The 12,271-nt window shown below is 36.7% G+C and carries 15 protein-coding genes and 1 pseudogene; 2 read left to right on the top strand and 14 right to left on the bottom strand.

Annotated features, from left to right (window positions below):
- Positions 1-98 precede the first annotated feature (98 nt).
- The 10 genes from ACE38O_RS04990 to ACE38O_RS04945 form a co-directional block, all read right to left on the bottom strand.
- Entirely contained in the window at positions 99-380 is a 282-nt protein-coding gene (locus ACE38O_RS04990; RefSeq protein ID WP_374698463.1) for a reverse transcriptase domain-containing protein, read from the bottom strand.
- A gap of 31 nt (positions 381-411) precedes the next feature.
- Positions 412-759 carry a DUF5372 family protein gene (locus tag ACE38O_RS04985; protein WP_374698301.1) on the bottom strand — a complete coding sequence of 116 codons (348 nt, stop codon included), beginning with the start codon at positions 757-759 and terminating at the stop codon, positions 412-414.
- A 63-nt stretch (positions 760-822) separates the two neighbouring features.
- Positions 823-1,098: a reverse transcriptase N-terminal domain-containing protein gene (locus ACE38O_RS04980; protein WP_374698302.1), complete on the bottom strand. Its 276-nt coding sequence runs from the start codon at positions 1,096-1,098 to the stop codon at positions 823-825.
- Positions 1,099-1,135: 37 nt separating this feature from the next.
- Entirely contained in the window at positions 1,136-1,279 is a 144-nt protein-coding gene (locus tag ACE38O_RS04975; protein ID WP_374698303.1) for a hypothetical protein, read from the bottom strand.
- 91 nt (positions 1,280-1,370) lie between these two features.
- The gene (locus tag ACE38O_RS04970) at positions 1,371-1,454 is read right to left on the bottom strand and encodes a hypothetical protein (protein ID WP_374699090.1); all 84 of its coding nucleotides are present in this window, start codon (positions 1,452-1,454) and stop codon (positions 1,371-1,373) included.
- A 47-nt stretch (positions 1,455-1,501) separates the two neighbouring features.
- Positions 1,502-1,735 (bottom strand): DDE-type integrase/transposase/recombinase, encoded by a 234-nt coding sequence (locus tag ACE38O_RS04965; protein ID WP_374698462.1) that lies wholly within the window; start codon positions 1,733-1,735, stop codon positions 1,502-1,504.
- 814 nt (positions 1,736-2,549) lie between these two features.
- A complete protein-coding gene (locus tag ACE38O_RS04960; protein WP_374698461.1) occupies positions 2,550-2,915 on the bottom strand; it encodes a hypothetical protein in 366 nt (121 codons plus the stop codon).
- Positions 2,916-3,036: 121 nt separating this feature from the next.
- Entirely contained in the window at positions 3,037-4,704 is a 1,668-nt protein-coding gene (locus tag ACE38O_RS04955) for a M24 family metallopeptidase (RefSeq protein WP_374698460.1), read from the bottom strand.
- Between the two features lie 5 nt (positions 4,705-4,709).
- Positions 4,710-6,731 (bottom strand): tRNA uridine-5-carboxymethylaminomethyl(34) synthesis enzyme MnmG, encoded by a 2,022-nt coding sequence (mnmG, locus tag ACE38O_RS04950; protein WP_374698459.1) that lies wholly within the window; start codon positions 6,729-6,731, stop codon positions 4,710-4,712.
- A gap of 105 nt (positions 6,732-6,836) precedes the next feature.
- Positions 6,837-7,295, bottom strand: a complete 459-nt coding sequence (locus ACE38O_RS04945) for a hypothetical protein (protein ID WP_374698458.1) — start codon at positions 7,293-7,295, stop codon at positions 6,837-6,839.
- 83 nt (positions 7,296-7,378) lie between these two features.
- On the opposite strand from ACE38O_RS04945, the gene ACE38O_RS04940 reads away from it, so the two are divergent.
- Both ACE38O_RS04940 and ACE38O_RS04935 read left to right on the top strand, forming a co-directional pair.
- Entirely contained in the window at positions 7,379-7,516 is a 138-nt protein-coding gene (locus ACE38O_RS04940; protein WP_374698457.1) for a hypothetical protein, read from the top strand.
- A 107-nt stretch (positions 7,517-7,623) separates the two neighbouring features.
- Positions 7,624-7,920, top strand: a pseudogene (locus ACE38O_RS04935) (IS4 family transposase); the annotation flags it as partial.
- An 81-nt stretch (positions 7,921-8,001) separates the two neighbouring features.
- Here the strand turns inward: ACE38O_RS04935 and fumC are convergent.
- The 4 genes from fumC to ACE38O_RS04915 form a co-directional block, all read right to left on the bottom strand.
- Entirely contained in the window at positions 8,002-9,396 is a 1,395-nt protein-coding gene (gene fumC, locus ACE38O_RS04930; protein ID WP_374698456.1) for a class II fumarate hydratase, read from the bottom strand.
- A 347-nt stretch (positions 9,397-9,743) separates the two neighbouring features.
- Positions 9,744-10,100 (bottom strand): hypothetical protein, encoded by a 357-nt coding sequence (locus ACE38O_RS04925; RefSeq protein WP_264731293.1) that lies wholly within the window; start codon positions 10,098-10,100, stop codon positions 9,744-9,746.
- Positions 10,101-10,211: 111 nt separating this feature from the next.
- Positions 10,212-11,492, bottom strand: coding sequence for a flavodoxin-dependent (E)-4-hydroxy-3-methylbut-2-enyl-diphosphate synthase (gene ispG / locus ACE38O_RS04920; RefSeq protein ID WP_374698455.1), 1,281 nt, complete (start codon positions 11,490-11,492; stop codon positions 10,212-10,214).
- 17 nt (positions 11,493-11,509) lie between these two features.
- On the bottom strand, positions 11,510-12,121 hold the full coding sequence (locus ACE38O_RS04915; RefSeq protein ID WP_374698454.1) for a TRP75-related protein: 612 nt from the start codon (positions 12,119-12,121) through the stop codon (positions 11,510-11,512).
- Positions 12,122-12,271: the final 150 nt, after the last annotated feature.

The following is a 12,271-nucleotide window of genomic DNA, read 5'->3' as shown; positions in this document are numbered from 1 at the left end:
TACCAAAGCAGCTTATGGCTGTTTGAAGCCTGCTCTTGCAAACCGGCTCCGAGGGGCCCTCCCTCATCTATTGCACAGCTTCAACACTTCACGTGTTTCTACGGCGCACAGTCGTCTGCGTACCTGATTACATTCACTCCACTTCTGATTTTTCCTCTTCTTTTGCTACCTAATTTACCAAAGCTACTTTCTAATAACTGTTCAAGACCATCTAAGGTAAAGTTAGCTAGTATTGGAGAAATTATACCTCCTTGCGAAGTGCCAGCAGTTGTGGGATACAAGGTTTTTGACTCTAGGAAACCAGCCTTTAACCAACTATGCAGAATTTTCTTCTCCATAGGAATATGCTTCATTACGGAGGTTTTTCCTTCCGATGGCATAATTTCTTTCCTATAATCATTCTTGCGTTAGTCATTGATCAACCTCCTTGCTATTTTTAGCTTGATCAAGGTCGGTAACCAATTTAACTAACTGCTGAAGATGGGAAAACGATAAAATAGGCGATAAATCAGTAAGGATTTGATAAGGATTAGGATCTGCTTTGTCTGTCCAATCACGTGAAATACCTACTGTACCACGTGCCAACGTTCTCAAACTAAATATATCACGATTATTAAAGTTTTTTGTTGATAATATTTGAAAACTTTGTCCCTTCCATGGATGGAATGGATGAGTAATAGTAACATATCCCGAATACTGACTGGACTTAGGTGCAGTTAATTCTAACCATGGGTATACCAAGAGGCCTTCTTTTGCCATTAGATTTACTGATATAAATTCGTTTGAGCGGAGAAGGTTTATATCCTCTTTGTTTTAACAGCTTTATTCCTTGAAATTTAGCATTGCAAGTTGACCATCCACACCTGCTGTGGTTTTTCCTTGGTTTTCAGTTACTCTCTTAACAGCCAAGGCTTTGCCGCTAAAAGAGCGTGTGAGAAGATGTTGTAAAGTTTTCACCTTACCCCATCTTCCTTGTTGGACAGCCTTAACAATACGTCTTTGTAGCCTCATAACAACTTTTTGGCATTTCTTCCAGGATAACTGGTTCCATACTTCGGAGTTGTTGGTAGGTGCACTTACAGTTTTACTTGTAATCATCTGCTTTCCTACCTTAAGTGGTTAACAAAGTTTCTTGTCACGAAGGACCAAATGGAAGTCTGCTCGTTTTCACGCGAATTAATGTTACAAATTCTATCCATTTCGTTACAAAATGGCATTCGCTTTCTCCATTATCCTTTACCTGCACATCCATCAGCATTCCTTGCGGTTTGCCTGCCATATAGGCGAAAATACAGGCTTACCCTGTTCCTTCTGTCATACAATAGTGGGTTAGGTGACTTTGACCCTACCCAGAAAAAGTAGAGAGAAAGTTAAGACGTTTTTGTCATGAGAATAAATTGTGCAGGAATGCAATAATTAATAGTAGAATGCCTACGTTGTTTGTTATAAAAGATTTCTATGTATTCAAATATGGCAGTTCTGGTTTATTGAGCGAGAAGTATCAATAAGCAGCTCCCTTTTGAGTGAACTTTTCTGCAACAGAGTTATCGTAACAACATCCCTTATGGCTCATGCTGGAAATGATGTTTTTTGTATTCAATAGAAATTGGTAATTTTGAGAGGTATACTGTGGCCCTTGATCGCTATGTAACAGCAGATTTTTATCGGGTTTGCGCTTATTAACGGCCATCAATAAAGAGTCAATAACCAATTGTTTATTTGTTGAGCTACTCATTAACTACCATACGTGAATATAGGTCAATTATTGCTGCCAACAACCTTCCTTAGTTTTTATATAAGTAATCCCAAACTTTATTTGGCTGATCAGTGGTGAATTTTTGATCCAATGTGTTCGGAGCCACAACTCGGTTGCTTATTTGCTGTTTTTTATTTTTGAACCTTCGTCTAAGTTTGGCTTTAATGCCATTTTCTTGCATAACACTTTATACTGTTTTAATTTTTGCCTAAAGCTTTTAATTCAGCGTGAATTTTAGGGATCTGCATTTGGATGCTTTTTTTGAATATCTGCTAGAAGCCCATCTCTTGCTAATTCCTTACTGCTTTTTCCCTTAGCAACCCATACCACCAGCAGATATGTCTAAAACCCTACATAGTTCCTGTATTTTATAGCAATTTCTATATAAAAGAATACTTTACTCTTTTTGTTTGGCCAGGGCTTTTTTTTAAATGTCTCTTTCTCTTGTTACTCTTGCTAGTTCTTTTTTTAGATCAAATCTTTCTTTGTCATAAGGAGCCTTTGCCTGGAAATGCGTATGCTTCTGACATTTTTCCATCATATTTTCTTACCCATTTACTTAACATACTGCCATCTATACCTAGATCTTTTGCTATTTTTGTACTTCTGTTTCTTTAACCAGCTTAACAGCTTCTAATTTGAATCCTGCTGCTTCTATTTGCCATATTTTGAAAAAACGTTTTATTTTACTCCAAAAACGTCTTAACTTTCTCTCTACTTTTTCTGGGTAAGATCACTAGACACTTATGCAGCTGTGCATAGAATGACAGAAGAGACTTGCGTTAGATATTGTTTATTTACTTTCGATCTTTTCTATCAATTTTTTAACTAAGCCTCTTAGCTTTTTACTGGATTCATCAAGCTCTTGAATCTGCGAGCTATGCTCTTTCATTAGTTCCTTATAGTTACCTCTTATGTAGTCAATCATTTCCTTCATCTGAGCAATCATCTTGTTAACATCCATACTACCCAAATCAGGTACCATGCCAGGCATAGCCCCTTCTAACATACCGTCAGCCATAAGCTGCTGGGATATTTGCATAAATGGTTTTAAAGTCTGATTAAGCAATTCAGGATCCTTGGCTAATTTTTCTATTTGCTCTTTGCAAGTATCCATATACTGCTTCATAAATTCATCTTCTTGCCCTTTGTCTGTCATAATTATAACCTACCTAAAAATACGTGTCTTTTATTATATATCGTTTTTAAATTAAAAACAATACAAAATATCTATAATACTTTTATAATTGCATTTTAAATAATAAAAAATGCTCCTTTGCTTATAAATGGTCACATACCTTCTTTAACCATTCCTTATCTTTTACGCTATTTTCTAAGTTTTCATAGACAAATTGATGATAGCTATTTATCCATTCAATTTCATCTTTAGTAAGCATTTGCACATCTATTAGCCTTCTATCATATGGAATGAAGGTCAGTTGTTTGAAATGTAAAAAGCTATTTTCTTGTCTGTCGACATACATCAGATTTTCAATTCTTATTCCATACTCTCCCGGAATGTAATAACCAGGTTCGTTGGAAAGTATCATTCCTGGCGTGAGTTTCACTTTATTGCCCTTTGATATTGCTTGTGGTCCTTCGTGTACTGATAGGTAACTTCCTACTCCATGCCCTGTACCATGCATATAGTCCATTCCAAATTTCCATAAATGCGTACGTGCCAATATATCCAATTCTCCACCAGTAGTGCCAGAAGGAAAGATGACACTTGCTACAGCAATGTGAGCTTTCAATACTATTGTATAGTGGGTTATTTGCTCACTAGTCGGATTACCAACCACTACAGTTCTTGTCACATCAGTTGTGCCATTAAGGTATTGGCCACCAGAGTCAATCAAATATAGTCCTCTTTTCTGAATTACCTTATTCGTCTTACTGCTTGCACGGTAATGAACTATTGCACTATTTTCATTAAATGCGGAAATTGTTGGAAAGCTCAATTGCTTAAATAAATCCTGCTCTTTTCTGTATTCTAAAATCTTTTCTTCAGCTTCAAGTTCTGTACCAACATTACTTTCAAGCCAATGTAGAAAGTTTGTAACTGCCACTCCATCTCTGATATGCGCATTTATAGCCCCAGCTATTTCAGTTTGGTTTTTTACTGCTTTATAAATTAGACAAGGATCTTCTCTTTCAGCTACCTGTTTATCTTTTATTACAGCCATGATACTCATTGGAGTTGTGTTTGGATCTATAACTATTGAATTTAGCTTGTGCAGCGAATTTTCTAGCTCACTAATATCAAAAATATTTATATGATTGCCTAAATTTGCTTCTATAGTTGAATGTTCTTTATCTTGAATAAACAAATCAACATTACCGCTTTTATACAATATAGCACGGCCCAATATACATGGAGTATATTTGGCATTTTCATTTCTTAAATTTAATAGCCATGAAATTGAATTTGGATCAGTTAAAAGCACTGCTTCAGCTTCTTTATCTATGCTTTTAGCGACTTTTTCACATTTATTCTTGCTACTTTCACCAGCATATTTAATAGAATGTAAAACCACTGCTTGTTTTCGATAGTCACTTTTTTTTCTAGCTAAACAGGGTATTAATTTACAGATATTCTCATACTTTCTTATATCTTCTATGGTAAAATATTGCAAATAGTAACCTAGTGAGGTGGTCAATGTTAAGTTTGCTTTTACCCATTCGCGTGGATCCTCTTCTTGTATATTATATACTTGAAAATTGCCCCGATCGAGCTGATTGCGAGCTTGTGTGATATAGCGTCCATCCGTAAAAAATGGGCACTTGTTGTCTTTTGTAACGATAAGTAGCCCATTTGTTCCTGTAAAGCCACACAGCTTTGTTAGCTCCTCTGAATACTCATTTAAATATTCATCTTTAGTATGCAACATAAATGCGTCAACATTTGTTTCACACATAAAAGAACGAAATTCTTCGATTTTTGACATATACCTCACGCAAAACTAGCAGCTATTTTCGTTTTCTTATTCCTAAGGTACACTAATATGCTAACTATCGCTGCTGGAGTGATACCTTGTATTTGCTTCGCAATTCCGATTGTTGCCGGCTTTATTGCCTGCAACTTTTCTACTACTTCACTTGACAGGCCTTTAACTTGTGAATAGTTAAAATCAATTGGAATTTGAGTGTTAATTTCCTCTCGTAAAAACTTCATATCTGCTTCTTGTCTTATTAGATAAGGTTTGTATTTTGCTTCAATTTCAACTGCTTCGCATATTTCATTCTTAGTTATGCTACCCATTGCGGCGTCATTCCAGCGCGTAACGCTGCTTTTTTCCTGGATCCTAGTGTCAGCTACTCGGATGATATGAGAGTGTCCTGAGATGACGGAAGAGGATCCAGTATCCGTTGTGCAGCGCGTGATGCTGCTTAACTCCGGCCATATTTCTTGTAATTTATTCCAGTCGATGTTAGGGTAGCCAAGTAGATCTAGTGCCGTTTTTCTTATCCCATCATAAGATATTTTAATACCATAAGACCTAAGCTGCTCAGGAGTAATCGTCAGACTCTCTAACTTCTCTTCAAGCTGCTTAATGGATTTAAGTTTATTCTGTAAAACAGAGTATCTCTCATGCGAAACAAGGGAAATATCATAACCTTTTTGTGTTAATCTTCTATCCGCATTGTCTGACCTGATAGCTAGCCTATATTCTGCACGTGAGGTAAATAATCTATAAGGCTCGATCACCCCTTTGGTGACCAAATCATCTATCATTACACCGATATATGAATCTGTGCGGTGAAGAACAAAGCTTTCTTTTTTTTCAGATGCAGAGAGTGCTGCATTAATTCCGGCGATAATTCCTTGCCCTGCTGCTTCTTCATATCCAGTGGTGCCATTAATTTGGCCAGCAAAATATAGACCTTTAATTTTCTTAGTTTCAAGAGTATGGCTTAGTTCTCGTGGATCAATATAGTCATACTCAACTGCATATCCAGACCTCAATATTTCTGCATTTTCAAGTCCTTTGATGCTCTTTATCATTTCATTTTGCACTTCAACAGGCAATGAATTTGAAATTCCGTTTGGGTATACAGTACCATTATCCAGCCCTTCTGGTTCTAAAAATATTTGGTGACTACTTTTTTCTGCAAATTTATTAACTTTAACTTCAATGGATGGGCAGTATCTTGGTGCAACAATGTCATCCAAATACGAAGAAGCTGACCTATGAAGATTTTCTCTAATTATTTTATGCGTATTTTCATTAGTATGGGTAATAAAGCATGATACCTGAGGTTGGTTAATTTTTTCTGTGAGGTAAGAAAACGGCACAGGTGGGTTATCACCCACTTGTTCTTGCAATATTGACCAGTTTATAGTATTACGATCAAGCCTTGGTGGAGTTCCGGTACGCAGTCTACCTAATCTAAAATCATACTTCTTCAACGTATTTGCAAGTTCTACTGCAGACTTATCTCCCATTCTTCCTGAAGGAGTTGTTTGCTCTCCTATATGAATCACACCCCGCAGAAAAGTCCCTGTAGTTAGAACGACTTTACTTGTTGATATACGTTCACCTGAGCTTATCATTACAGCTTTAATGCACGGTTCTCCATTGCCATTACTTTCTATAAGAAAATTGTCAACTGACTCTTCTTTTACCGTCAAATTGTTATAATTTAGAATAATTTCCTGTATTGCCTGCTTATATAATTTTCGGTCTGCCTGTGCACGTGGTCCCCATACTGCTGCACCTCTGCTGCTATTTAAAATGACTGAGTGTATGCTTGCTTGATCGATTGCTCTTCCCATTATTCCATCAAGAGCGTCAACTTCCCTGACTACAACACCCTTTGCAACTCCTCCAATTGCTGGATTGCAGGACATTTCTCCTATAGTTGAAATTTTATGAGTTATAAGCAGCGTGTTTGCACCAAGGCGAGCTGCCGCAGCAGCAGCTTCGCACCCTGCATGACCACCACCTACTACTACTACGTCATATTTATGCATGCTTTTTTGAGTAATTCTACTCTACTAATATTGCGATTATCAACGGTTAATGTCAAATCTTGTTATTCCAATGTTACACACTGGAATAACAGAAACCTTACTTGATTAGCTAAAACTTTCTTCCTTCCCTTTTGAAGAAAAGTGCTCAACTATAGGAGAGATAATATAATCGTTCACTTTTTCAGCTATAAGGAACCCTGCGATTGGTGCTATTATTGCTATTGCTCCTATTGTTGCACCTGCTAAAACTGCAGATCCCGCTCCAAGCATTATACCAGGAGAAATAGCAGTTGCAGCTGCAGCAAGACCAACTCCAATTGCAGCGCTTATGGGTGCTGTAATACTGGAAACTGTACAACCTTCTTTAGACTGTCCTTCATTAAATTTGCACAGCAAACATCCTGCAAGAAAAATTGTAGCCGCTGCTGGAATTATAGAACCAACAATTCCACCTATGGCTAAAGGTGAAAAAGCTGTGACACTTAACCCAAACCCTGTAAGTGCCCCTATTGCAGTGCCTATTAATGATGCTCCAATCGCAAATATTAAAGTCTCTTTGTTCATACAACCCCCTTAATTAATTTTTTTGTAAGCTTTTAAAACTTCTCTATTATTATAATTAGATTAATTGAAACAGGAAAGTGATTTTGGAAAAAAGAGCGGGAGAAGGGCCTCAACTTACAACCATTCCAGTACCCCCTCTTGTCATCCAAGTAGATACAAGCCCTCTTCTTGTCATTCCAGTGCTTGACACTGGGCACTTTAGACAATGTTACAAAAAATAATATCATAGAATTCAATAGGATAATTCCTAGGTGTATGGTCCCAGAGTGTGATGGTATGATAAAATATGAGAAAACAACACCATCAAAGGAGGAATTATGGGACCATACACCTAGAGGCTGTATTACAAGAATTTTGGGCGAACTTAGTTATGTGTAATATATTATCGCTTCATATGTGTGATGCACAAGGGCCTCCCCAGATCAAATTACTGAGTATCGTTTAAATTTTTCAGTTTTATTTGGTGTAATGAGGCAGAAACTCTATCAAGTACTTATTGCGCCAAAAAACTTTCAAGCCCTTTTTGATAGAGCAAGCATGCGTGCTAAAGTTAAAATTCGACCAGGGCAGCCACAATAAGGTAGATAAGCCCAAACGCCATCATGTTTTTAGGAGAGTTTGCTAATGGAGGCTCTTAAGTTGACGCCATTGGCTGAACGGATACCTCTTAACTTGACGCGTATGGTTTATTTAACACTCCCAACGGTTACAAATAATTCACCATTTCTTCTGGTTTCACTATCCTTTCAAACTCCTCCTCAGTGAGCAGTTGAAGTTTTGCTGCTGCTTCTTTTAGAGTGATATTTTCTTTATAAGCAAGCTTCGCTATTTTTGCTGCATTGTCATACCCTATATGCGTATTTAATATAGTGACCAACATTAACGACTGATTCAGTAAATCTTTTATCCTCTCTTCATTTGCCTTAATACCAACTACACATTTTTCTGTAAAATTTAAACTTGCATCAGCTAAAAGTCTTATAGACTGCAAAACATTGTAAATTATCACTGGCTTAAACACATTCAATTCAAAATGACCGTTTGAACCACTAATGGTCACAGCAACATGATTTCCCATAACTTGAGTGCACACCATAGTTACTGCTTCACACTGAGTTGGATTCACTTTACCTGGCATAATTGAAGAACCAGGCTCATTTTCCGGTAACATTATTTCCCCAATTCCGCATCTTGGACCAGAACCAAGCAACCTTATATCATTTGCAATTTTCATTAAACTGACTGCTACTGTATTGAGTGTTCCACTGAGCTCAACTAAAGCATCGTTTGCTGCTAGCGCTTCAAATTTATTGCCTGCTGAAGTAAATGGAAGATTAGTAATTTCTGCAACTTTGCTTGAAAAATCTTCAGCAAAACCCTTTTTAGTATTGAGTCCTGTGCCAACCGCAGTGCCACCTTGTGCAAGCTCGTATATACCACTTAAAGTTGATTTTACTCTCTCTATCCCCTTTTTAATCTGGTCTGCATAGCCAGAAAACTCCTGTCCCAGTGTTAGGGGCGTTGCATCTTGTAAGTGAGTACGTCCTACTTTTATTATATTTTTAAATTCCTGAACCTTATTATCCAGCACCTTATGCAACTTTTCAAGATTTGGAATAAGCAAGCAGTTTATTTGCTCTGCTGCTGCTATATGCATTGCTGTTGGAAAGGTGTCATTTGATGACTGACCATAATTCACATGGTCGTTTGGATGTATCGGAGATTTACTACCCAAATTACCACCTAAAATCTCTATTGCGCGATTGCTGATCACTTCATTCATATTCATATTAGTCTGCGTTCCGGATCCGGTTTGCCAAACAACAAGCGGAAATTCATTATTAAATTTGCCATCTATTACTTCCCTTGCGGCTGCGCAGATTGCGTCCCCTACCTTATTATCTATGCTACCCTGCTTCATGTTAACACGTGCTGCTGCAAGTTTTACTATTGCTAATGCTTTAATCAGAGGCTCTGGCATTTTTTCTGTGCCAATCTTAAAATTTTCTAAAGAACGTTGAGTCTGCGCTCCCCAGTAACGTTCACTTGGTACTTTTACTTCCCCTAAGCTGTCTGATTCTATTCTCGTTTTTCTATCCATATTTTCCTTCTTAGCGTCATGCAAACTGGCTTACTACATAATTTTTTCATGTCTACTTCTTGGTTAATTAAATCATACTAGATCCAAGTAGTCAAGTGTGACCTTACCCAGAAAAAGTAGAGAGAAAGTTAAGACGTTTTTGGAGTAAAATAAAACGTTTTTTCAAAATATGGCAAATAGTTTATTCTCTTTGTAAAAAACATTCCAAACTTTCTCTCCACTTTTTCTGGGTAAGGTAAGGTCAGTTTAGCTATAGGTAGCAATTTTCTGTATTTACTTTAAATTGAAGAAAGCTCAAATGAAAGATCGTGTTTTGCTAAAAATCACAGAATGCAGTCTGGTTAGAATTATTTATCACTAGTGCCTAAAGTGATCTCCTTTATCCTCTCATCTGCTAGTATTTTTAATTCCTCACCGTATCTATAATAATTTCGCTTTATAACGTGTAACTCATCAGCAGAAGAAGAATCTAATTTAGGGTAATATTCGTAATCGCAATTTTCTTCGATGTCCTCAATGCTTATAGATGATGCTAAAAGTGGAAATAGAATTAATAGTAAAGTTAGTAGGATTCTTGTACAACTATTACACCACGTCCTGGGTGTCATTCCAGCGCGTGACCAGAGAAAAAAAGATATGGATCCCAGTGTCAAGCACTGGGATGACAGAAGATAGTGTAAGAAATTTCGTAAAAAGCTTTTCATACCAACTATTTAAACTCAATTGTGTTATAAATATATTAATAGCGAAAAAAGAAAAACAAGGTTTAATTTTCTTTTTTATTTGCGATTTATCTATTAATTAACCGTGAAAGGTTACGTGTAATGCTCCTTCACATAATTATCAATAATTGCCTTAAATTCTTCAGAGACATTATCACCTTGTAAAGTTTTGAAATACTTGCCGTCTTTGTAGACTGCTGAAACAGGTTTTTCTCCATATCCAGGCAAGCTGATTCCCAAATTTGCGTGTTTGCTTTCTCCAGGACCATTTACTATGCATCCCATAACAGCAATGTTCATATGCTCTACACCTGGATTTTTTTTCTTCCATATCGGCATATGAGTTTTTATATAGCCATTCACTTCTTCAGTTAATATACGAAAACGATCGCTACTCGTGCGCCCACAACCAGGACATGAATTAACCTGAGGGTTAAAGTGTCGCAAGCCTATAGATTGCAATATTTCCTGACACACCACCACTTCATTAGTACGCAATTCACCAGGACGTTGAGTCAAAGAAGCCCGTATTGTATCTCCAATGCCATTTTGCAATAAATAAGTAAGCCCTGCTACGGTATTTACCACACCTTTATTGCCCATACCAGCCTCAGTTAAACCCAAATGCAGCGCATAATTGGAAGATTTTGCAAGTGCCATATAAACTAAAATTAAATCTTGTACTTTGCTAACTTTACATGAAATGATTATTTTGTTTGAATTTAGACCAATTTCTTCAGCTTTTTTTGCACTATCAAGAGCAGACATTACAAGTGCTTTGCGCAGTATAACATCAGAAGGCCTTGCATTACTAAGCGAAGAGTTTTCATCCATCAGTTTTTGTAAAAGGTATTTATCAAGGCTACCCCAATTTACCCCAATTCTAACAGGAAGATCGTGCATTATTGCATACTCTATAACCCTTTCAAACTTCTCATCACGTTTGTCGCCAAAGCCTATATTGCCTGGATTGATTCTAATTTTACCCAGCATTTTGATGTTGTCTGGATAATCTTGAACTAATTTATCTAACTCATATTGACCGCAGCCTACCAATATTTTACCGTCAAAACCTTCTTTATTTATCTCTTCTACTATATAAGGTATTGCCCTTGCTACTTCCTCTGAATTCAAAGCAATCCGTACTAACTCTGAACCTGCGCGCGCTAGTTCTGTTATTTCTTTTGCATAATGTTTTGCGCTACTTTTTATATTATCAGAATCTATATGCACACCAAGCGCCATAGATTGTACAACCACAGGATTATTTCCGCCTATCTTTACTTTTCCAACTTCTACAACATGAGTTTTGTGCCTGGAAATTGGCGATAATTCATATGCATCGTCATTCAATATCAGATCTTTATCTAGCATACTTATTAATTGTGATACTATTTTACTGTGTCAGCTACGCTGCCAAATGAATTCGAACCATTCAAACTATAAGCATCTACGTTATCCAAATTAGCAATAGAATCATGTGAGCACGTTCTTCTTGAAGGAGTTTCTTTTATAGTGATATTTATAGGAGAAACTTTCTTTTCTCGTGTTGAAGTAACTTTCTTCTCTTCTTGTTCATGCTGCTCGCTTTCATACTGGGAAACTGGCTCTTGATCTATAAATACAGCACCCTTTAAACGTGCGATATTAATACCATGCTGATTTATCATAGCGCTCTCTTCATCGTCGACTATGCACGCTTCCATGTCATTTGGCTCATTATCAAGACTAGCAATTTTTTTCTCTTTTAATTTTTTGATTAGATCTTCTTTATTTATAGCTCGATCTTGTGACTTTTTTTTCTTGAGCAATTCCCTACGCTTCTCATACAGTTTATATGACTCAGCAAAATCCTCATCTGTATGAAAGTTTGCACCACCAGGGTTACCAGGAGGTATGTATCTCTTACTGAGCTTAGATTTAGCTTCAGCACTATGCACAGTAAAAAAGCTAGAAACCAAAAACATTAATATAAACAAAACTTTAGAAAAAATCCTAAGCATATGGTGCTATAGTAAATATCGTGTTTTAAAAGATAGCAATTAACAAACTTTAAGTAAACCAGAATCTTTACTAACTTTACAATAATATGTTACAAATATTTTTCTAAAAAGTGATATGTTTGCTATCAAAAAACCTACATAGGCTGAGAG

It is taken from the genome of Wolbachia endosymbiont (group B) of Limnophora tigrina (assembly GCF_964263235.1).
GTDB lineage: Bacteria > Pseudomonadota > Alphaproteobacteria > Rickettsiales > Anaplasmataceae > Wolbachia.
Note: the sequence above shows the minus strand (reverse complement) of the source record. Positions and strands in the feature narration are given on the sequence as shown.